The sequence below is a fragment of the Streptococcus sp. 4094 genome (genome assembly GCF_013277125.1).
Lineage (GTDB): Bacteria > Bacillota > Bacilli > Lactobacillales > Streptococcaceae > Streptococcus.
The window spans coordinates 24,135-47,615 of sequence record NZ_VMMI01000042.1; the positions used below are offsets into that span (position 1 = coordinate 24,135).

General features: G+C 39.3%; 17 protein-coding genes. 2 read left to right on the plus strand and 15 right to left on the minus strand.

Annotated features, from left to right (window positions below; all coding sequences use genetic code 11):
• Positions 1-190: 190 nt before the first annotated feature.
• Positions 191-1,078, minus strand: a complete 888-nt coding sequence (locus HT721_RS09010) for a YegS/Rv2252/BmrU family lipid kinase (protein ID WP_173212636.1) — start codon at positions 1,076-1,078, stop codon at positions 191-193.
• Positions 1,079-1,881: 803 nt separating this feature from the next.
• Positions 1,882-3,147 carry a hypothetical protein gene (locus tag HT721_RS09015; protein WP_050242696.1) on the minus strand — a complete coding sequence of 422 codons (1,266 nt, stop codon included), beginning with the start codon at positions 3,145-3,147 and terminating at the stop codon, positions 1,882-1,884.
• Between the two features lie 201 nt (positions 3,148-3,348).
• Between HT721_RS09015 and HT721_RS09020 the strand changes: the two genes are divergently transcribed.
• A complete protein-coding gene (locus HT721_RS09020) occupies positions 3,349-3,846 on the plus strand; it encodes a tyrosine-type recombinase/integrase (RefSeq protein ID WP_240149567.1) in 498 nt (165 codons plus the stop codon).
• 87 nt (positions 3,847-3,933) lie between these two features.
• On the opposite strand, the gene eno is transcribed toward HT721_RS09020, so the two are convergent.
• A complete protein-coding gene (gene eno / locus HT721_RS09025) occupies positions 3,934-5,238 on the minus strand; it encodes a surface-displayed alpha-enolase (RefSeq protein ID WP_000022821.1) in 1,305 nt (434 codons plus the stop codon).
• Positions 5,239-5,401: 163 nt separating this feature from the next.
• Here eno and HT721_RS09030 point away from each other — a divergent pair, with 163 nt between their 5' ends.
• The gene (locus tag HT721_RS09030) at positions 5,402-5,848 is read left to right on the plus strand and encodes a DUF1694 domain-containing protein (protein WP_173212638.1); all 447 of its coding nucleotides are present in this window, start codon (positions 5,402-5,404) and stop codon (positions 5,846-5,848) included.
• On the opposite strand, the gene HT721_RS09035 is transcribed toward HT721_RS09030, so the two are convergent.
• From HT721_RS09035 to HT721_RS09090, 12 genes are all read right to left on the minus strand, one after another.
• Positions 5,845-6,960, minus strand: a complete 1,116-nt coding sequence (locus tag HT721_RS09035; protein ID WP_173212640.1) for a glycerate kinase — start codon at positions 6,958-6,960, stop codon at positions 5,845-5,847. The genes HT721_RS09030 and HT721_RS09035 overlap by 4 nt on opposite strands.
• Positions 6,961-6,968: 8 nt before the next feature.
• The gene (serB, locus tag HT721_RS09040; protein WP_173212642.1) at positions 6,969-7,613 is read right to left on the minus strand and encodes a phosphoserine phosphatase SerB; all 645 of its coding nucleotides are present in this window, start codon (positions 7,611-7,613) and stop codon (positions 6,969-6,971) included.
• Positions 7,614-7,671: 58 nt separating this feature from the next.
• Positions 7,672-9,105, minus strand: coding sequence for a glycogen synthase GlgA (glgA, locus tag HT721_RS09045; RefSeq protein WP_173212644.1), 1,434 nt, complete (start codon positions 9,103-9,105; stop codon positions 7,672-7,674).
• The gene (gene glgD / locus HT721_RS09050; RefSeq protein ID WP_173212646.1) at positions 9,102-10,241 is read right to left on the minus strand and encodes a glucose-1-phosphate adenylyltransferase subunit GlgD; all 1,140 of its coding nucleotides are present in this window, start codon (positions 10,239-10,241) and stop codon (positions 9,102-9,104) included. Before glgD ends, glgA begins: the two co-directional genes overlap by 4 nt.
• The gene (locus tag HT721_RS09055) at positions 10,231-11,373 is read right to left on the minus strand and encodes a glucose-1-phosphate adenylyltransferase (protein WP_049512069.1); all 1,143 of its coding nucleotides are present in this window, start codon (positions 11,371-11,373) and stop codon (positions 10,231-10,233) included. The genes glgD and HT721_RS09055 overlap by 11 nt, the downstream gene beginning before the upstream one ends.
• The gene (glgB, locus tag HT721_RS09060) at positions 11,363-13,291 is read right to left on the minus strand and encodes a 1,4-alpha-glucan branching protein GlgB (RefSeq protein ID WP_173212648.1); all 1,929 of its coding nucleotides are present in this window, start codon (positions 13,289-13,291) and stop codon (positions 11,363-11,365) included. Before glgB ends, HT721_RS09055 begins: the two co-directional genes overlap by 11 nt.
• A 381-nt stretch (positions 13,292-13,672) precedes the next feature.
• A complete protein-coding gene (gene pulA / locus HT721_RS09065) occupies positions 13,673-15,952 on the minus strand; it encodes a type I pullulanase (protein ID WP_173212650.1) in 2,280 nt (759 codons plus the stop codon).
• A 115-nt stretch (positions 15,953-16,067) separates the two neighbouring features.
• Positions 16,068-18,026, minus strand: a complete 1,959-nt coding sequence (ligA, locus tag HT721_RS09070) for an NAD-dependent DNA ligase LigA (protein WP_173212652.1) — start codon at positions 18,024-18,026, stop codon at positions 16,068-16,070.
• 92 nt (positions 18,027-18,118) lie between these two features.
• Entirely contained in the window at positions 18,119-19,297 is a 1,179-nt protein-coding gene (locus HT721_RS09075) for an MFS transporter (protein WP_173212654.1), read from the minus strand.
• A gap of 79 nt (positions 19,298-19,376) precedes the next feature.
• Entirely contained in the window at positions 19,377-20,240 is an 864-nt protein-coding gene (locus HT721_RS09080) for a MutR family transcriptional regulator (RefSeq protein WP_173212656.1), read from the minus strand.
• 2 nt (positions 20,241-20,242) lie between these two features.
• Positions 20,243-22,144: an ABC-F family ATP-binding cassette domain-containing protein gene (locus tag HT721_RS09085; RefSeq protein WP_173212658.1), complete on the minus strand. Its 1,902-nt coding sequence runs from the start codon at positions 22,142-22,144 to the stop codon at positions 20,243-20,245.
• Between the two features lie 958 nt (positions 22,145-23,102).
• The gene (locus tag HT721_RS09090; protein WP_001284639.1) at positions 23,103-23,378 is read right to left on the minus strand and encodes an HU family DNA-binding protein; all 276 of its coding nucleotides are present in this window, start codon (positions 23,376-23,378) and stop codon (positions 23,103-23,105) included.
• Between the last annotated feature and the right edge of the window lie 103 nt (positions 23,379-23,481).

The window sequence follows — 23,481 nt, forward strand, 5'->3', positions numbered from 1 at the left end:
GTTGGAATTTTTCATTACCTTTTATTATACCATTATTAGCCTCGTAAATCTGTTAAAATATTTAGACCATCCTTTCTTTTCTTCATCATCTACTAAATCTTAAATACTTAGCTTTACTTGTATTAGATAGAATAAATCTGGCTACTGAAAATCACATAATAAAAAAGCCTCGGTAACAAGGCTTTGAGTTTTATGATTGTTCCCTAGGTCCAGAGTAGACTTCAATGTGTTGTCCTAGTACCTTGATATCGACTGGTAGATTATCTGATTTATCGCCATCAACATCGGACTCTAATTCGATATCAGAAGAAATTTTAATAGTACGTGCCTTTATATATTCAATATTTTCATTCTCTACAAGATCTCCTTTTAACAAATCCGGAATCAAAGATAATTTAGAGAATATAGAAGCATCTTTCAAAATTAGAATATTTGCATATCCATCCTTGTTTTCTTCAAAGATTTTTTTATCGGCAAAATAATTTGTTAGAAGTACTAAAACATGACTTGCTTCCCCAAGGTAATTTCCATTTTCGGTTTCGACTTTAATGTTAAAGACTTGATCTGTCATGACTGACTTCATGGTATTAACTGCATAGGCCAAGATACCAAATTTCGTTTTATCTTCAATTTCAACATTATGAATGGCTTCAGGGAGAGACCCGATACTAAAGATATATCCAAAATAGTGACCATTTGCTTTTCCAATATCAATCTTATCAGTTAAATTGAAATCCAGTTCTTCAATAGCTCCGTCAATATCTTGATTGATTTCTAAAAGTTTTGTAATCAGGTTACCAGTACCACCTGGTATAATTCCCAGTTTAGGAATATAGTCCCTTTCAGCAATCCCTGAAATAACTTCATTGACTGTACCATCTCCACCAAAAACTAGAATTGATTCATATCTTTCTCTAGCAGCTTCTTCTGCGAAATTTGTAGCATCTTTGGCTTTTTGAGTAATTTTAGTTTCCACATCATCAAAATACTCTCTTGCTTTATTCTCCAGCTTCTCTTTGTAATCTAAAGCTTTTTCTCCTCCAGAAGTTGGATTGATAATTAGCATTATTTTTTTCACTCTGTATTTTCTCCTTAAAATTGAAATAGAAAGGTTATTCTCGATGAAAATCAAAGCGTAAACTAGGAAACTAGACGCAGGCTACTCACGACATTGTTTTGAGTCTGTATATTAGCCTGACGTGGTTTAAAAAGATTTTCTAAGAGTATTAACCTGATGACACATGATATTTGCGTATATTGCTATTATACAATGAAATGTTAAAAAATAGAAATAAATTGCTTTTAATATCGGTTTTTATCTCATATTAAAAAATGATCTATTTTTTACTAGTAGGTTGTTCTTAATCATCCAAACTAGTCTCTCTCCTCCCCACGATGGAATATAGTTTGTAGATATTATTGCTATTTTCTAGTTCCGGATAAAGATAAAGCTCACTTGAAAGAAGATTTTCCCCATACATAAGTCAGTCTTTCTCTGACTAGCTACTAGCAGATAGACGAGTTAATGTTCATTGTCTACTAATCTGAAAATGAAAATACTTCAGAGGCAGGCACAGCTAAGGATGAAAAAACTCAATTTTTAAGAGAATATGAAATGATACTCAATCAAAATCAAATAGCAAACTAAAAATCTAGCCACAGCTTACTTAAAGCAGAACTTTGAGGTTACAGATCAAACTAACGCGGTCAGCTCAAGACACTGTTTTGAATTTGTAGATTAGACTGACATGGTTTGAAGAAATTTTTAAGAGAATATAAATTATCTAGTATTACAATAAAAGGCATCTTATCAAGTGTTTTTGACACCTGATAAGATGCGCTTTCCTGTTTGTAAATATTTTTCTCCAACTTTATTATCATTTAAGATAAGACGCTTCCATCATGTTTTGCATCATCATCAACAAACTGTTCTTTCACCAAATCCTTGATATCACTTTTGATACTTTTAGTATCTATAATAGAATCTTCACCAAGTTGGTGAAATGTCGCCTTATCTCTAATAGTATATTCTTGTTCATCGTCATATTTTTTGGTTATCAATCGAATCATCTTTCGTCTTAAAGATTTTTCCCCTTTGATGTTTCCTCTTTCTTTTATCCATGCCACTGCTAAAATGACCAGCATTAGACAACCGACATAACCTAAAAGAGGATACATAATGGAGACTAATTCTTTAAATCCCATAAAAGATAAACCATATCCTATAGCGACCGTAGCAATTAGAATAGGGTAAAAGCGCTTCGGTTTGTTTGAAGAGAAACGTTTTGCCAAGGCATAAAATAAACTGAAAGCTGTATTAAAAATAAGTCCAAAAATAATTAGAGCATACAGCAAAGAAAATAGAGGATGAATTTGCTCCGCAATTGTTAACATAGGAATATCAACAGTTGAAACAAGTTTTATATTGGCGTATAAAATACCAGTTGCTACGGTAATAATCAAACTAACTACAAGTCCACCTAAGAGACCACTTTTTTCCGCAACACCAATTCTCATGACAGAACCTCCTAAGACAAATGCCATGGATACACCAGTCATAACAGTTAGTGCGAAATAATTTAGTAAAGAAACCCATACATTGGGCATCGGAGAAGAAAGTGTAGCTGTGATTGCTTCTAACTCTTCAAAATCAAAACTTTTCCCTACGAACGTATGGACTGCCATAATGATAATCATGACAAAGACCAAAGGAGTAAATATCCCAAGAACGCTGGTAATCTTTTCAAAATTAAGAAAACTGACAATAATGACCAAGATAGCACAAATCAATCCTCCCAACCAAAATGGCAAACCAAATTGTTGGTTAAGGTTTGAACCAGCCCCAGCAATCATAACAAAACCAATTACAAAGCAGGAAACAATTAAAGCAAAATCAAGAATCTTATTAGTAATAGGCCCGGCAATTTGGGAAAGAACTTCAAAATGATCATTTGAACGGAAATAGCTTCCTAAGGTAATGATAATTTTACCAAAAATAATACTTATGATTCCAAGAACAATCGTTCCAATGATACCCCATTTACCAAAACTAACAAAGTATTGCATTAAATCTTGGCCTGAAGATAGTCCAGCACCAATAACAACACCGACATAAGCTAATGCTATATTTAAAATACGTTTTAACACTATTTTCTCCTAACCGTTATCACTACAATAAATGACTGTCTATTTAGTATACTATTTTCTTATATTATTGTCAAAAATATAGGTATTAGAACCTTGTACATAGAAATATTTCTGCACGATATAGCAAGATAACACAAGGACTAGTCAGTTACTAATCAAACTTTTATAGTTCTCAATTGTTTGGAGATATTGGCTAGTCTTATGTTAGATAAATATCACAAAGATAGCAATACATTAGACATCCATACAACATTCAACCGATACATTCCAGATGATGACGGTACTAAGACTTTTGCAAGCTTTCGAACTACCCACTTAACTAAAAGAGAAATTGAGATACTAGACAAAATGATTGAACTGAACCAGCTCAGTGAAAATACTGACCCAAATTGGTACAAAAGCACTCGTATATTCGTCACAAACACTGGTAAGCCAATCCATAGTTCAATTCTAAGCAAGTCTCTCCAGCGAGCAAACGAACGCCTTAAAAAACCAATTCCTAAACATCTGTCCCCTCACATCTTCAGACATACAACTATTAGCATTTTAGCTGAAAATAAAATTCCGCTAAAAACAATCATGGATAGGGTTGGACATTCTGATTCTGATGTTACTAATTCCATCTATACCCACGTCACAAAGAACATGAAAGATGAAGCAATCAATGTACTGGATAAAGTTATGAAAAAGATTTTTTAAAAAGTTTTGCCCCTTTTTTGCCCCCTAAATACAAAAATAGCCCTTCGGATAAAATCCGAGGGGCTAGAAACGTTGTTAAATCAACGATTATTTCTTAAGGTTGTAGAATGATTTCAATCCACGGTATTCAGCTACTTCACCAAGTTGGTCTTCGATGCGAAGCAATTGGTTGTATTTAGCGATACGGTCTGTACGTGAAAGTGAACCAGTCTTGATTTGTCCTGCGTTAGTTGCAACTGCGATGTCAGCGATTGTTGAATCTTCAGTTTCACCTGAACGGTGTGATACAACGGCAGTGTAACCAGCTTCTTTCGCCATTTCGATAGCGTCGAATGTTTCAGTAAGAGTACCGATTTGGTTAACTTTGATAAGGATTGAGTTAGCAGCACCTTCTGCAATACCTTTTTCAAGGTAAGAAGTGTTTGTTACGAAGAAGTCGTCACCAACCAATTGAACTTTACCACCAAGACGTTCAGTAAGAGCTTTCCAACCGTCCCAGTCATTTTCATCCATACCATCTTCGATAGTGATGATTGGGTATTTGTTTACCAATTCTTCAAGGTAATCGATTTGTTCTGCAGCAGTACGTACAGCTGCTCCTTCACCTTCGAATTTAGTGTAGTCGTAAACTTTACGTTCTTTATCGTAGAATTCTGATGAAGCACAGTCAAATCCGATAAATACGTCTTTACCAGGAACATATCCAGCAGCTTCGATAGCAGCAAGGATAGTTTCAACTCCGTCTTCAGTTCCTTCAAAACGAGGAGCAAATCCACCTTCGTCACCTACGGCTGTTTCCAAACCACGAGATTTAAGGATTTTCTTAAGAGCATGGAAGATTTCAGCACCCCAACGAAGAGCTTCTTTGAATGATGGCGCACCAGCAGGTACGATCATGAATTCTTGGAAAGCGATTGGAGCGTCAGAGTGAGAACCACCGTTGATGATGTTCATCATTGGAGTTGGAAGAACTTTAGTATTGAATCCACCAAGGTAGCTGTAAAGTGGGATTTCAAGGTAGTCAGCGGCAGCACGAGCTACAGCGATAGACACACCAAGGATTGCATTTGCACCCAATTTACCTTTGTTAGGAGTACCGTCAAGAGCGATCATAGCACGGTCGATAGCTTGTTGATCACGTACATCGTAGCCAATGATAGCTTCAGCAATGATGTTGTTTACGTTGTCAACAGCTTTTTGTGTACCAAGACCACCGTAACGAGATTTGTCACCGTCGCGAAGTTCAACTGCTTCGTGTTCACCAGTAGAAGCTCCTGATGGAACCATACCACGTCCGAAAGCACCTGATTCAGTGTAAACTTCTACTTCAAGTGTTGGGTTACCGCGTGAGTCTAGGACTTCGCGAGCGTAAACATCAGTAATAATTGACATTTTTTACTCTCCTTATGAGTTAAATTTTTTACACCTCTATAATACCTTAAAACCCCTCCTTTTTCAAGAAAAAACGTTATCTTTGTGCAAATTTTCCTTAACTTTATAAAGTAATCGCTTTCTTTTGTCTGTTTTATTCTAACTTTTATGATATACTATTTTCATGACAGATTTATCAAAACAATTACTTGAAAAAGCTCATGGTGGGCCAAAACTAAATCCGGATGAGCAAAGACGCTATCTTGGTACTTTTGAGGAAAGAGTTCTTGGCTATGCAGATATTGACACGGCAAATAGCCTTCAGCTAGAAAAAGGCTTTTTATCTATTTTAGAGAACCTTCAGGAAAAGGCTGAGCCACTATTTGTGAAAATCTCACCAACTATCGAATTTGACAAGCAAGTTTTCTACTTAAAAGAAGCTAAAGAAGCTGATAGTCAAGCTACCATTGTGTCTGAAGAGCATACTTCTTCTCCCTTCGGTCTTGTTATCCATAGCAATGCACCCGTTCAAGTAGAAGAAAAGGATCTTCGACTTGCTTTTGCAAAACTTTGGGAAGGTAAAAAGGAAGAACCAGTCAAAACATCTTTATGGAAGAAATGGTTTGGCTAAATCTTGCGCATATTTAATAAATGCCCGATATTGGCAGCCTTGCGCTCCAGATAGAGACTGGCATTTTTCAAACTATCTTCTAAAGGTTCGCTTTTCTCTAAAATAGAAAAGGCAGCTTGGATATTTTCAAATGGTAGGGATGGTAAATCTTCAGCAAGACTACCACAAATAGCAATAACAGGAACTCCGACAGGGGTTCTTTTTGCTACGCCTATCGGCGCTTTCCCAGCAAAGCTTTGACTGTCCAGTCTACCTTCGCCAACGATAACTAAATCAGCATCTGCAACTTTCTTATCAAAATCAATCAAATCTAAACATGTATCAATTCCAGACACGATATTTGCCTGAGCAAAGGCACACAAACCACCAGCAAGGCCTCCACCAGCTCCTGCTCCTTTAATTTCCAATGTTGCAGGGGAGACTTTTTCATAAAAATCTTGGATCGCTTGATCTACGACCTCAAACATAGTAGGATCTAGGCCTTTTTGTTTGCCAAAAGTATAGGTCGCACCTTGATGACCACATAAGGGACTCACGACATCTGCTAAAATACGAATTTGAACATCTTCAGGAATTTCATAGCGATTTTCTGTTGAAACAGAAGCTAAGTTTAATAAGGACTGACCGCAAGCGGGCAAGACATCTCCATCCCTATCATAAAATTGATAGCCTAAACCAGCAGCGATCCCAATTCCTCCGTCATTACTGGCCGTACCACCAACGCCAATATAGATATCTTTAATCCCTTGAGCAATGAGATGGCGAATCAACTCTCCAATACCACAAGTTTGGATTTGAAGTGGATTTCGTTTCTCTAGCGGAATTTTTCCAAGGCCAACCAAATCAGCTACTTCAAATAGTGCCAGTTCCCCTTTTTGAAAATAGCGCATGGCTTCTTTTTGTCCAAAAGGGCCTGTCACTTGGATCCATTTTTCTTCAAGGTCAAGAGATTGTCGGATAGCATCTACAGTACCTTCCCCACCATCACCAACAGGACAGAGGAGACAGTCTACATCTGCTATCGATTGTTGGAAGCCTCTTTTAATAGATTCAGCTACCTCTTCAGCAGTCAAGCTTTCCTTAAACGAATCTGGTGCAATAACAATCTTCATATTTTCCCTCATTCTAAACAGTCAATCAAAGGAAGTACTTCTAAAAAATCCCTCTTGTCAACATGATGTTGTATTTCTTTTTTGAGCACTTCTTTGGCACAAAAGGCGATTCCAAGTCCCGCCGACTTCAACATTAATAGGTCATTGGCCCCATCACCGATTGCAACTGTTCTTTCTCTAGGAAGTTTGAGTTCCTCTCTCCATTTTTCCAGAATCTCTTTTTTGACCTGGGGACTGATAAGTTGTCCAATCAATTTTCCAGTTAAAAGACCATCTTTGACTTCAAGTTGATTGGCAGAGAAATAGGCAATCCCTAGAGATTTTGCTAATCTTTCAACTATTGGTGTAAATCCACCAGACACCAGACCAACTAGAATGCCATTCTGTTGGAGAATGGAAATGAATTCTTGGGCATTTGGCGTTAGATGAATAGAGTTGAAGATTTTATCAAATACCGAAATAGGAAGACCTTCCAAGAAGAACACTCTGTCTCGTAAACTGCTTTCAAAGTCCAACTCTCCTCGCATTGCCCGACTTGTAATCTGCGAAATTTCTTCCTCACGACCTATATCTCTTCCCAACAAATCAATCACTTCTTCTAGGATTAAGGTTCCATCCACATCCATAACACACAAACCTTTTACTTGAGACATCAGTTCTCCTCTCTAAACAGCCTAAAAATCGTATGAAGTCATCATACGATTTTATCTATTAATTAACTAAACTATGGTACAAGTCAAGATATGACCTGCAGGCTGTATCCCATGAGAAGTCACACTCCATAGCTTGTTTTTGTATGTTTTTCCAAATATCAGGATGATTTCTATACAAGTCCAATGCTGTTTGGAAAGTCCAATTTAACCAGTAAGGAGATAGATTGTCAAAGCTAAAGCCAGTACCGCTCCCTTCGATTGGATTGAAAGCGCGAACGGTATCTCGCAAGCCTCCAACTTCATGGACCAACGGCAAGGTTCCGTAACGCATCGCCATCATTTGAGACAAGCCACACGGTTCAAAACGACTTGGCATGAGGAAGAGGTCACAAGCAGCGTAGATTTCTTGAGCAAGTTTGACATCAAAAGTGATATTTGCTGATAGCTTGTCTGGGTAAATCTGAGCAAACCATGAGAAAGCTCCTTCAAAGGCTGGATCTCCAGTTCCCAAAAGAACAATCTGAACATCTTCTTGCAAGATATGGTGCAGACTTTCTACCACCACATCAAAACCTTTTTGACGTGTCAAACGAGAAACAATTCCCACCAGTGGAACGTCAGCTCTAACTGGCAAGCCAACTCTTTCTTGTAATTTTGCCTTGTTTTGGGCTTTCCCAGACAAATCTTCCTGATTAAAATGATAGTCTAAAAGAGCATCCGTCTGAGGATTATAAAGGTCAGCATCAATCCCATTCACGATACCAGAAACTTTACCAGACTCCATTCGAAGAATCTGATCCAAGTTACATCCGAACTGACTGGTCATAATTTCATGAGCATAACTAGGTGAAACTGTTGAAACACGGTCAGCATAAAGAATACCAGCCTTCATCCAGTTCAGACAGTTGTTCCAGCGAAGGGTACCATCAGCATAACGCTCAAAGCCAACTCCAAACAAATCCCATAACATTCCTTCTGAAAATTGTCCTTGAAATTCCAAATTATGAATGGTTAAAACAGTTTTAATACCTTGATAGGCTTGAATCCAACGGTATTTTTCCTTTAACAAGAACGGTATCATGGCTGTATGGTAGTCATGAACATGGAGAAGGTCAGGAATGAAGTCAATCCTTTCCATAGCCTCAATGGCGGCAAGTTGGAAGAAAGCGAAACGTTCCCCATCATCAAAATCACCGTAAACATGGCCACGGAAGAAATAATATTGGCTGTCAATAAAGTAGAAGGTTACACCGTTTAAGACGGTTTTCTTAATCCCACAGTACTGTCTGCGCCAACCAACACTCACCTCGAAATGAAGAACATCTTCAATCTGATTTCCAAATTTAGCCTCTACCATGTCATAGTAGGGTAAAATTACTGCAACTTCATGTCCCGCTTTTACTAGTGATTTAGGAAGAGCGCCAATGACGTCTCCCAGACCACCTGTTTTTGAAAAGGGTGCACCCTCTGCTGCTACAAATAAAATTTTCATGAATGAATATCCTCTGTTACTTTGCTACCTTTCTTAACGACAACTGGATGTTCTGCAGTTCCTCGAATCACAATACCAGGCTCAACTTCAACACCCTTGTCCAAGATAGCATATTCGACCTGAGCACCTTCTCCAATCACAACACGAGGGAAGAGCAGGCTATCTTTAACCAGGCTATCCTTATGGACATGAATATTACGTGATAGAACAGAATGAGCCACTTGACCTTCAATGATACTACCAGACGCAAACTGAGAAGTACTTACCTTAGATGTATTAGCATAGTAAGTTGGCTCTTCATTTTTGACCTTTGTATAAATCTTTTGGTTTGGTGAGAAGAGAGAGTAGAATTTTTGTGATTCAAGCATATCTTTATTAGCTTTGTAATAAGACTCTACAGAGTGAATATTTGCAAGGTAGCCTGTATACTCGTAGGCGAAAGCTCCCTCTTTTGCAGCCAAATCCCGTAAAACATAACGCAACTTCTCTGGATGTTCTTTTTTAGCTTCTTCTTCCAAGCGTTCAATCAACCACGGTGTATCAACGACAAAGATATCTGTAGACATATTGAACGTTTCAGCTGTTGACTTACTATCAAAGAGTTTATGAGAAAGAACATGGTCTGTTTCATCCACTTCTAAGATTGCATTTACTTCTGAAATATCTTTCTTAGCTAGTTTTTTATAAACTACAGTGACAGGCCCTTTTGTTGTACTATGTAGGTGGAAAACTTGGTTCAAATCAATGTTAATCAAGACATCGCAGTTGAGGGCAACCGTTTGGTTTGAGCCAGAACGTTTCAAATAAGTAAGAAGCTGTTGGTAGTATTCTTTTCCAACTGTGCTACTTTCTACACGGGTATTGTAAATTCCTAGATAATAGTGACTAAGAAGAGTTGACAAGCCCCACTCACGTCCTGAGCGGATATGGTCAAAGACTGAGCTGATATTATCCTGCTGGAAAATACCAAAGACACTACGAACACCTGCATTAGCAAGACTAGAAAGCGGGAAGTCAATCAAACGATATTTCCCACCAAATGGCAAACTTGCTACTGGACGGTGGTCCGTCAATGTCGACATATCATGAAAACCAACTGTATTTCCTAAAATGGCAGAATATTTATCAATCTTCATCTGTTGCTACCCCCACTACTTCATCATATCCTACAACTTGTACTTCATCTGTTCCATCAATTTCGACACCGTCAGAAATAATCGCACCTTCACCAATAATGGCACGTTTAATCTTAGCTCCTTGACCAATGATAGCTCCACTCATGATAACTGAATCAACAACTTCCGCTCCTTCGCGAACTTGCGCGCCTGTTGAAAGGATAGAATGTTTAACAGTTCCATCAACGAAACATCCGTCTACAACTAATGAGTCTTCCACATCAGCATTTGCCCCGAGGAAGTTTGGTGGTGAAATCAAGTTTCTTGAGTAAATCTTCCATTGACGGTTACGACTATCCAAGGCATTTTCTGGAGAAATGTACTCCATGTTCGCTTCCCAAAGTGACTCAATCGTACCAACATCTTTCCAGTAACCGCTAAATTCGTAAGCATAAACACTTTCACCTGACTCAAGGTAATTTGGAATGACATTTTTACCAAAGTCTGACATGTCAACCTTACTCTTTTCAGCAGCGACTAACATATTACGAAGGCGTTGCCAATCAAAAATGTAGATTCCCATAGAAGCTTTTGTAGATTTAGGTTGAGCTGGTTTTTCTTCAAATTCAACAATACGATTGTTAGCATCTGTGTTCATGATACCAAAACGGCTCGCTTCTTTAAGAGGGACGTCTAAAACTGCTACTGTCAAGCTGGCATTATTATCCTTGTGAGATTGGAGCATATCATCATAGTCCATTTTGTAGATATGGTCCCCAGACAAAATCAAGACATACTCAGGATTGACACTGTCGATATAGTCGATATTTTGGTAAATAGCGTGACTAGTCCCTTCAAACCAACGATTTCCTTCACTTGCAGAATAAGGTTGAAGAATAGAGACACCTGAATTAATACCGTCTAAGCCCCAACTTGAACCATTCCCAATATGGTTGTTGAGAGCAAGTGGTTGATACTGTGTAATGACCCCAACATTATGAATCCCTGAGTTGGCACAGTTTGATAGGGCAAAGTCAATGATGCGGTAGCGCCCACCAAATTGCACAGCTGGTTTTGCAATACTTTGAGTGAGTTTACCGAGACGAGTTCCTTGCCCACCAGCAAGAATCAAAGCTAACATTTCATTCTTCATTTTCTACTCCTTTTTGGTTTTTACTTGTGACGGTTTTAGTAGGTTTCAAGCGGCGTTTGATTTTCCAGACACTAGCTCCCATAGCTGGTAGGGTAAAGGTTAAGGTCTGCTCATAATCTTTCCATAGTCCTTCTTGCGTTTGAACAGTTTGATTATGTTCTTTCCAAACGCCTCCCCACTCTTCTAACTCAGTATTCCAGACTTCTTCGTAAATTCCTGCAACGGGTAATCCGATTGTAAAATCTTTCCGTTCAACAGGTGCCATGTTAAAGATACAGACTAACATTTCTCCCTTTTTACCCTTACGAATAAAGGAAAGAACACTCTGGTCTCGATTATCCGCATCAATGATTTCAATACCATCATAGCTGGTATCAATTTCCCACAGACAGCGGTTGTCTTTGTAAAACTGGTTTAGCTGAGAAGTGAAATACTTCATCTTAGCATTCATTGGGTCTTCTAGGTTAGACCACTCCAACTGTTCTTCAGATTTCCATTCTAGGAATTGACCGTATTCGCTACCCATGAAGAGCAATTTCTTACCAGGGTGACAAATTTGGTAAGTGTAGAGATTGCGCAAGCCTGCGAATTGATTGTAACGATCTCCCCACATCTTATGCATCATACTCTTCTTGCCATGAACCACTTCATCGTGCGAGAATGGCAAGAGATAGTTTTCATTGAAAACATACATAAAGCTGAAAGTCACTAGGTTAAAGTCATATTTACGATAAATCGGATCTTCTTCGTAGAAACGGAGGATATCATTCATCCAGCCCATGTTCCATTTGTAGTCAAATCCTAGACCACCAAGCTCTTTCATTCCCGTAATCTTGGTTGCAGACGAACTTTCTTCTGCAATCATCATCACATCTGGATATTCTAACTTAATAATGTCATTCAAGCGTTGAAGGAAATAATAACCTTCATAGTTGAGATTTCCCCCATCTTTATTAGGTGTCCATGGAGCATCATCATAGTCCAAATAGAGCATGTTGCTAACAGCATCCACACGAATACCATCCAAATGATAGACATCGATCCAATGCTTAATACAAGAAATCAAGAAGGACTGGACTTCATTTTTTCCAAGGTCAAAATTGAGAGCGCCCCAACCATAGTTATGAGCCTTATTATGGTCTTGGTATTCAAAAGTCGGTGTCCCATCATAATAGGCTAAGGCATCATCGTTGATGGTAAAGTGACCGGGTACCCAGTCTACGATAACCCCAATATTATGGATATGACACTCCTCGACAAAATCTTGAAACTCCTCTGGTCGGCCATAGGCATGCTCTAAAGCGAAGTAACCCATAAGCTGATACCCCCAACTCAAGCCCAAAGGATGGGACATCAAGGGCATAAACTCAATATGAGTATAGTTCATTTCAACGAGATAAGGAATGAGTTCATCCTTGAGCTGGGCAAAACTATAAGGACTACCATCAGGATTTCTTTTCCATGAGCCAGCGTGAACTTCATAGATATTGACAGGACGTTCAGCAAAGCCCCAACGTTTTCTTCGTGCCAGCCAAAGTCCATCCCTCCATTTCTTCTCAGGAAGCTCTGTTACGATTGCCCCTGTTCCTGGACGAGCCTCATATCTGACAGCAAAAGGGTCAATCTTCATCAGTTGATGACCATTTTGACGTGTGACATGATATTTGTAAATATGCCCTTCTTGAGCCATATTGGTAAAGACTTCCCAGACCCCAAAGTCATTTCTTACCATTGGAATCTGACCCTCAATCCAGTTGGTAAAATCACCAACCAAGTGAACAGCCTGAGCATTAGGTGCCCAAACACGGAAAGTATAGCCACACTCTCCATTCACTTGCTCTTTATGTGCTCCTAGATAATGCTGAAGGTGAAAATTTTCTCCTGTCATAAAGGTGCGCAAAGCTTCTCTTTTATCCATAATACCCCCTCTTTTATGTAAGCGTTTTCTATGTTTTTATTATACTACCTTTTTAGAGAAGATTCAAGTAAATTACTATACTTCTTTAAAATTATTTTGAAAATCTTCAACAAATTCACTGATGTGTCCACTTGTAAATCAATGTTTTTTCAAAAAAATGTGAAAACGCCTTTCTTTTCTCTACTATAATACCAAAAAGTTCGTATTTTTGCCACCAATATTATTTTTTTATAGCAAAAAATAAAACCAGGAAAATAATTTCCTGATTTTACACGTTTGATGAAAATATTTATCAAATTTTCTATACAAGTGAGTTGTTAGCTAAGCTCTTTCTATTCGTTCACTTCCAATGATGTGTTAGAATAGCGAGATAGATGGTCTTTATAAAACACTCAAGACGGCTAGACTAATATCATCTAAAACATTATCTTCTTTTGAGCGACTGTTGGTTACCAACATAGCTAAATTTCCTGCATTTTCAAATTGATAGGGTTCTGATTTAGCATTCACAACCACCAAGAGGTGTTCTTTGCCGTGAACTTCATAGATAAGGCAGCCGCTATGTTCAATCGCAGAATGCACAAAGACATGATGGTAAATTTCATCATAGCTAGAGTAAGAAAAGGCACCAGTTTTTGTCTTCAATCGGATGACTTGACGGATAAACTCAATACTGTCTTGACGCTCATTGATCAAATCCCAGTTCACTTGGTTCACACTGTCTGGAGCATTATAGCTATTCATCGCACGCTCTCTATCATCATGTGTCAACTCACCATTCTCACCAGTCGCAACCAGTTTGGTACGACCAAATTCTTGACCGATTTCCATAAAGGCCATCCCCTGCATGAGCAGATTCATGGCTGTGGCTGTCTCGACCTTGCGCATGATTTGTTCTGAACTTTGGTCTGGATGTAGGGTTGCCAATAAATCGTGAAGATTGTAATTGTCATGGGCTTCCACATAGTTAAGCACTTGATTTGGATGTGTATAGGTTCCTAATTCACGACTTCCTAGGATTGCTTTGGCTAGAATTGGCTCTGTCGCAGCACCGCTGACAAAACCTGATTTAATTGCACCGTAAACTTCTCCACCTTTGACAGCATCACGCTGATTGTCATTAAAGAAACCAATATTTGGCATTTCGTAGGCGTTGTCTTTCTTAGCCTTATCATAAGGGGCAAGGCCTGTTCCCATATCCCATCCTTCTCCATAGAGGATAATGTTAGGGTCGATTTCATCCAAGCTCTGACGAATCATCTGCATGGTCTTGACATCATGAATCCCCATCAAGTCAAAGCGGAAGCCGTCAATATTGTATTCTTGCACCCAGTATAGAAGAGAATCAATCATGTACTTACGGAACATTTCGTGTTCACTGGCTGTTTCATTTCCAACACCCGTTCCATTCTGGAAGGTACCGTCTGGATTCATACGATAATAGTAATCAGGGACTGTTGTTTGGAAAGGTGCATCAACTACTGAGAAGGTATGATTATAGACCACATCCATAATGACACCAATGCCCGCATCGTGATAAGCTTGAACCATGGTCTTCAAGTCGCGAATGACCTGAGCTGGATCCTCTGGATTAGTTGAAAAACTAGTTTCTGGTGCGTTATAGTTTTGTGGATCATAACCCCAGTTGTAGGTTACATTCCCGTCCTCATCGTATTCTTTGTGACGGTCTGCAATTGGTTGCAACTGAACATAATTGTAGCCCAACTTCTTGATGTGATCAAAAGCAGTTGACTGGCCATACTGATTAACCGTTCCAGTTTGAGCAGCACCTAAGAAAGTTCCTCGAAGATGTTCATCCACACCTGAGGTCGGTGATTGGGTCAAATCACGAATATGCATTTCACAAATAACTGCCTTACATGGATTTGTCAAACGCCAAGTAGCCTCCAAACCGTGCTTAACCTCAAAGTTTTCAACTTGCTTTTCTGCATGACTCAAAATAGCTGAACGTTTGCCATCAGGGCTGGTCGCGATTGTATAAGGATCACGTGTCAGTGTTTCGTGATGAGGGAATTGGACTTGATACTGATAAGCCTTACCAGTCAAATCTTCCTCAACATCCAAACTCCAGACACCAATAGTATTGTCCTTATGGTTATAAGAGTAGCGATTGCCTCTTTCCATATCAAAAGTTTTCCAAACAGGTGTATCATTAGCAGCTGATTCATAAACCACAACCTGCACTGCTGTCGCTGTTGGTGACCAAAGGGAAAAATGAGCCTGATTGTCCTCTACACGGCAACCCAGTTCCCCTTGGTAACCCCAATGATGGTCAAAACTAGCACTGTTAATGGCCTTATCAAAGGCAAAAGGATTTTGATTTTTATAGAAAGGACTGGCAATAGCAGGATTTTCAGAGTAATAAATCCTATCATCGCCTTCCAAAATCCAGACCTCTGTTAATAGGGGATAGTGATTAAAACGGATAGCATATTCTTTACTAGTTTGACCTGTATGAACCACAAAATTCAAGCTTTCTAAGGGATGAACGCTTGGGTGTTCAAAGCTAAATAAAGCACCAAAATAATCTTCTTGGTAAGTTAGTAAATCAATTCGTTGATCCTTACTCTTTACAAAAGAGCAAGTGTCATATTCGCCATTCTTGCGATGGTAATGAATGCGCATAGGGTAGGTATACATTTTTATTTTTCCTTTTTATTTTAATTTATTTCTGTTTCACTAATAAATTCTTGACCAATCTCGTCTCGATTAACAGACATAGTCAAATTATCTAAACTCTGGTTTTAAACGAACATTACAAACTTTCTAGCCATGCTTCATCTCGAACCTCAATACCAAGTTCTTGTGCTTTTTGCAGTTTACTTCCAGCGTCTGCACCTGCCACGACGAGGTCGGTCTTTTTAGAAACGCTGCCTGTTACCTTGGCACCTAGACTTTCGAGTTTATTTTTAGCTTCTGAGCGCTTGAGTCGTTCTAATTTTCCAGTCAATACAACGGTCAAACCTGACAAGGCTGCATCCGCTACAACACTCTGTCCTTTATAGTCCAGATTGACCCCAGCTTCTTTCAATTCTCTGAGGAGAATTTCAGAGCCTTCTGTCGCAAAATAAGTCTGAAGACTCTTGGCAATCACACCACCCAGACTTTCAATACTAGCCACTTCCTCTGGATCTGCCTGAGCCAGATTTTCAATCGAGTGAAAATGTTGAAGTAAGAGCTGACTGGCCTTACTGCCGACATGGCGAATTCCCAAACCAAACAAGAGCTTCTCGGCAGAATTTTCCTTAGATGCTTGGATAGCCTGATACAGTTTAGCAGCGGATTTTTCCTTAACCCCCTCTAAAAGGAGGAAATCCTCTTCTTGCAAACGATAAATATCCGCCACATCCTTGACTAAATTGGCAGCGAAAAGTTTCTCAACAATAGATGGACCAAGGCCTGTAATATTCATAGCATCACGAGAAGCAAAGTGAATCAAGCCTTCCATGATTTGAGCAGGGCAACGCGGATTAATACAACGGAGAGCCACTTCATCTTCAAAGTGCAACAAGTCAGAGTCACAACTTGGGCAGTTTGTAGGGATATCTAGTTTTTCTTCAGAAACCCGCTTGGACTCTACCACACGTAAAACGGCAGGGATGATGTCCCCGGCCTTATAGACGATAACCGTGTCGTCTTTGCGGATATCTTTTTCAGCAATATAATCCACATTGTGCAGAGTTGCACGGCTAACAGTTGTACCAGCTAGCTGAACAGGAGTCAGATTAGCAGTTGGAGTCACAACACCGGTACGACCAACTGTCCAGTCAACTGATAAGAGTTGAGCTTCTTTTTCTTCAGCTGGGAACTTGTAGGCTACTGCCCACTTTGGAGCCTTAACGGTAAAACCAAGTTCTTCTTGGCCTGCTAGGTCATTGACCTTGATTACCACTCCATCGATATCATAAGGCAGATTTTCCCGTTCCTCTCCTACTTCTTGGATAAAATTCCAGATTTCATCTATATTTTCAGCCAAGATTCGCTTAGGATTGACCACAAAACCAAGCTGTTCTAGGTGCTTCAAAACCTTTTCTTGACTATCACGAGTTGAAGGGCTGGCTTCTTGATAGAGGAAAGTCGCAAGATTACGCTTGGCAACTACTGCTGTATCCAGCTGACGCAAGGTTCCTGCCGCCGCATTACGAGGATTGGCAAATTCAGGCTCTCCATTTTCTTGGCGACCTTGGTTAACCTGGTCAAAAGAAGCGCGTGGCATGTAACATTCCCCACGAACTGTAATATCAAGTTCTTCTGGCAAGGTCAAAGGAATGTCCTTGACACGCTTGAGGTTTTCTGTAATATTTTCACCAACAGAACCATCTCCACGTGTTACACCAGCAACCAAAATCCCCTTTTCATACGTCAGCGAGATAGATAAGCCATCGATTTTCAGCTCACAAATATAGGTCGGATGAGCCACTTCCTTACGAACACGCGTATCAAATGCTTCAAGCTCCTCACGTGAAAAAGCATCCTGCAAACTATAAAGAGGATACTGATGACTGTATTTTTCAAAACCATCTAAGACTTTGCCACCAACACGATGGGTCGGACTGTCTGCTAATACTTGATCTGGATAGGCAGCCTCCAACTCAACCAACTCACGGTAAAGGCGGTCATACTCACTATCTGAAACCGACGGATTGTCGCTGGTATAGTACTCAGTCGCATAGCGATTGAGCAAGGCGACTAACTCATTCATTCTTTTATTCATAAGACCATTTTACCATAAAACAAGCCCTCCTCACAAACGAGAAGGGCGGAAAAAATACTTAGATTGGAATTATTTTTAAAACTCAAACAGACTTATGTCTCTTTTTCAAAATGAGTCCGAACATATCCGAGAGCTAAGAAAGATAAGGCTACAACTCCAAGTCTAATAATCAAGAAAGAAGAGAGATGTACACTTGGCAAGACTGTCATAAATCCTTTTGCAATAGGCATAAATAGAATAGCTAAGGTAAAAATTGTACTCAGTACTCTCCCAAGAAATTCGCTCTCAACCTTGGTTTGTACTTGAGTAAAAAAGTGAATATTGAAAATCGTCATAAACAATTCACAAACGAAATTACCTGAAAAAGTAAGATAGGATGGGAGGGAAAATCCCATTATCATCATCCCAAGTCCAGTCAGAGCCAATAAAAATAAAAGCATTTCCATACTGGCTTTAATCTTACTAGCTAGCAGAGCCCCAATGATGGAACCGATAGCACCCATAGTTAAAATAGTGGCATAGGCACCTTGAACTCCATAGAGCTGATTTGAAAAGGGAAGGAGGTAATTAAAAGCTGCAAAAAAGAAATTAACGCTAGAAGCTACCAGCAAAAGGAAGAAAATTTCTTGCTGATGCCAGATATAGTGTAACCCATCCTTGATATCTATAAAAATATCTCTCCCAGTAAAAGCCTTTTTCTCTTGAACTCCTGCTTCCTCTTTTGGAAGGAAAGCCACTAGAACAAAAGCAATGAAAAAAGTCAGCGAGTCTAGTAGTAGCGTCATATGGAGACTTGCAAACTGTAAAACAAGGAAGGAAAGAACAGGAGAGCTAACACCTACAACCTGCAAAACCAGCTCTAAGCGAGAATTATAGATCACAATCTCATCTTTCTCCACCACTTCAGTTATAATAGCTTTATTGGCTGTACGAGAAAAGGCAAAAGCAATCGCCTGCACAGTATTGGCAAAAATCAAAGCTCCAATCATCCAGCTGTCATTCCTTATGAAAGAAATGGCCAGACAAAGAATCCCACAAACAAGGTCTGTCACCATTAAAATCCTACGACGAGAAAAACGGTCTGAAATGACTCCGCCAAAAGGATTTACGAGAATAGATGTGACGAGTTCAGAAATCTGATACATTCCTAAAACAGTCTGCCCGATAGTCCCCATGGAAGCCAACCAGACACTATTTCCATAATCATAGAGCATATTCCCTATCTTGTTAACAGCTCCACGACTAATCAACTGTACTGCATAGCGATTCATATAAAAACTCCTCTCAAATTTTGAAACTATTGTATCAAAACTGAAAGGAGCATTTTATTTTTTCCCTTATTTGGGAAAATTAATCTTTGACAAATTTTTCATAGTGTTCCTGATAGTAGGCGACTTGCTCTGGAAGACCTAGTACGTCAAAAATATGCATGGCTTCTTGCATTTGGCTACAACCTTCTTTACACTTTCCTTTTTGATATAAGGCAAAACCTTTTAAATAATGGAAAACATTACGCTCATAAAGCTTAATACCTTTACCAATAATCTTCTCTGTATAAGTCTCAAAATAGCTTGCATTGTCAAAAGAAGAATGCTCTAAACAATGCTGGTAACAATTGAGGGCCAAAATCAACACTAATCTCTTATGGCGACCAATCTCTTGGTAAAATTCCTCCCTCTCCATAACTTCTCTACCAATCCGAGTGACATAGTCCACATCGTAGAAACTATAGAGATTCCCGAAAAGAATCAACTCATACATGGTCCATTCTTCTGTTTTGAAGAGATAATCTGCTACCTTATCCAAATCATCCTGCTTCATCTCATAAGTCGCATCTCTTTGACAAATCAGACCTTGCAACAAAATCCAGTTCAGCTCAAAATAAAGGGGATTCGTCGAACTCTTAGCCTTTTCAAGTTGTTCCCTTTGAAGCTTTTGAAAACCTGCAATATCATTTGAGTAGTAAAGAGGTATAATTTGTGCCATCATAGAAACATGTTCATGATTATGAAAATCCCTTGCCTTATCCATGAAATTTTCGATTGTGACATGAATGTTATCCAAAATCTCAAAGAAACGTGAAACTGCTAGGTCAGACTCCCCAAGCTCAAAGCGAGATAACTGAGAGGTAGAGCAAGACTCCCCTGCCGCCTCCTTTAAAGAATAATTTCCACTTGTCCGAAATTCACGAAATACTTTTCCAAGATGTTCCATCTTTACACCTGCTCTGATAATTCTTCCCACTCAAGCATAGCTTCTTCCTGACGATGGCTGATTTTGTCCAGCTCAGCCTGTAATTCCATCAGTTCGACGGCATCGTTTGTTTCCAACATTTTTTCAGAAATGTCTTGGCTTTGACTTTCTAACTCTTCGATTTCAGCCTCTAGACTTTCAATTTGTCTCATGAGTTTGCGAACTTCTTTTTGACTTTCTTTCTGAGCTTGATAGTCATTGACTGGACTTGAGTCTTTTACTTGATTGTTAGTTGAAGCTTCCTCAGCCTGAGTCATTTCTACTTCTGCTTTCTTCTCAACATAGTAGTCGTAATCTCCCAAGTAAAGAGTCGAGCCATTCTCTGACAATTCCAGTACATGAGTGGCCACACGATTGATAAAGTAACGGTCATGGCTGACGAATAGAAGAGTTCCATCAAAGTCAATCAAAGCATTTTCCAACACTTCCTTGCTATCAATATCCAAGTGGTTGGTCGGCTCATCCAGAATCAGGAAGTTGTTGTTTTCCATAGACAATTTAGCCAAAAGCAAACGAGCTTTCTCGCCACCTGACAGCATGCCGACGGATTTTTTGACATCATCTCCTGAGAAAAGGAAGGCACCTAGGCGGTTACGGATTTCAACTTCTGGTGTCAGTTTAAAATCATTCCAGAGTTCATCCAGCACCGTATTACTTGGTGTCAGCTTGCTTTGGGTCTGGTCATAGTAACCAACCTCAACATTAGCGCCAAAGCGCTTTTCACCCTTGATAAAAGGAATCTGGTCTACTATAGACTTGATAAAGGTTGATTTCCCAATACCATTTGGACCAACGATGGCAACAGCATTCATCTTACGAAGGTCTAGGTTGATAGGCTCTGACAGTACTTCCTCATCATAGCCAATGGCCGCATTTTCAACAGTCAATACAACATTACCAGAGTTTTTTTCCGACTGGAAGGTCATATTGGCTGCTTTCTTGCCAGATTCAGGTTTATCCAAACGTTCCATTTTTTCCAGTTGTTTTCGGCGAGACTGGGCACGTTTGGTCGTTGAAGCTCGGACTAGATTGCGATTGACAAAGTCTTCCAGAGCTGCAATTTCCTTCTGTTGCTTTTCATAGTTTTTTGCCTCAGTAGCTAGTTTTTGCTCCTTCAACTCGACAAAGCGAGAATAATTGCCCACATAGCGGTCCAAAGAATGCTTGGTCAAATCCAGCGTAATCGTTGCAACCTTGTCCAAGAAATAACGGTCATGGCTAACAATAATGAGGGCACCGCTATAGTTTACCAAGTAATTCTCTAGCCAGGCAATGGTTTCAATATCCAAGTGGTTGGTTGGCTCGTCCAAGACCAAGAGATTGGGCTTTTCAAGGAGCATTTTGGCTAGAGCCAAGCGAGTATTTTGACCACCTGAAAGTTCAGATATTTTCATCTGCCACATAGACTCGTCAAACTTGAATCCATTTAAAATCGCTCGAATATCAGCTTCATAAGTGAAACCACCTGCTTGGCGAAAATTCTCAGATAAGCGGTCGTAATCTGACATCAGCTTATTCAAGTCCTCACCAGACTTTTCACCCATCTCCAGCTCCATCTGACGAAGTTGTTTTTCCGTCCGACGCAAGTCATCAAAGACATGAAGCATTTCATCGTAGATGGTATTTTCAGACTCAAAACGGCTATCTTGGGCTAGGTAAGACAGAGAAATATCTTTTTTCTTATTGATTTCTCCACTAGTTGGCTCCTCTTCTCCAACCAAAATCTTCAAAAGAGTAGACTTTCCTGCACCATTTTTCCCAACAAGGGCAATCCGGTCTCGTTCATCAACCTGCAGGTTAATATTATCGAAAAGAACCTCTCCTGCAAAAGAACGTTCAATTTTATTAGCTTGTAAAATAATCATACAAGTAGTATAGCATGTTTCCCTAAGGCATTCAAGATAATGGTAAGTATTTTAGCGAAGGATTTGTAACATAAAATAAATTATGTATATTTTATATTACAAATCCTTCGCTATCTTGTTGGATTTTCTAATAAGCTAATCTTGCTTCAAATAGTTATCGCACAATTCTATTATTTAATTCTTTTCATTATATACGTACGTATAGCGGATTGAAATAAGATGAGAACAAATCGATTGAGGAAGTAAAATTAATTTCTATAAATGTTTTAGAAATTGTTTCGTACTATTTTAGATTCAACTACTATATATACAATATTTTCGGAGCATTCAACTTTTTAACTCTATTTATTACTAGATTATTCCCCCCTTCGCTCCACTTCCATTACAGAAGTTTCCTCACTACTATGGGCTCGGCTGACTTCTCATGATTCGTTGTTACTACGCTTTCAGCGCTCATGATACCTCGCGGATAAGTCGTACATCTTTCCTAGTTTATACAAGATATGAGGACGTTAGAAGGTTACAGTGAAAATAGGAAATCTGACGCAGAGTCTTTAGGCACTAGGAAGATTTATCTTTTTCACACAAACCTTAGTCCGAATTCAATTACTCTCGTGATTTACGCATATAGGTTACGACTACCTTTTTGGACTTTAGAGTTTTGAGCCCCCTTATCCGCTATATACGCCTTACTATCACGTTCCTGTTCGTAGAGCCACGATTTCGCCATCCCTTCCTCTGACGATTCTTATTTCCAACGTCAGACTTAAAACGGTCTATCCCCAGACCATTTTAATCCGCTACCTCACGATAGTCAGGCTTGGGAATCGCTATTGGGTTCACCGGTAGCAGGTGCCCACCGAGGACTTACACCTCAGATATACGACATGCCTATCGTACGTAAAAAGCCTACTGCCCAAGCTAGAAAGCTTGATACAATAGGCTTTTCAAAGGCTGATTATTTAACAGCGTCTTTAAGAGCTTTACCAGCTTTGAATGCTGGAACTTTAGAAGCTGCAATTGTCATTTCTTTACCAGTTTGTGGGTTGCGACCTTTACGTTCTGCACGCTCACGAACTTCAAAGTTACCAAAACCGATCAATTGAACTTTTTCACCAGCTGCAAGATAGTCAGCTACTGCTGCAAATACAGCTTCAACTGCTGCTGCTGAGTCTTTCTTAGTCAATTCTGTAGCTTCTGCTACTTTAGCGATCAAATCTTGTTTGTTTGCCATGTTAACGATTCCTCCAAATAATTTCTAATTAACAAATATAATCATATCCTAAAATCCCTTTTAGGTCAAGTTAAAAACGCTATTTCTTCCCATTTTATTTATT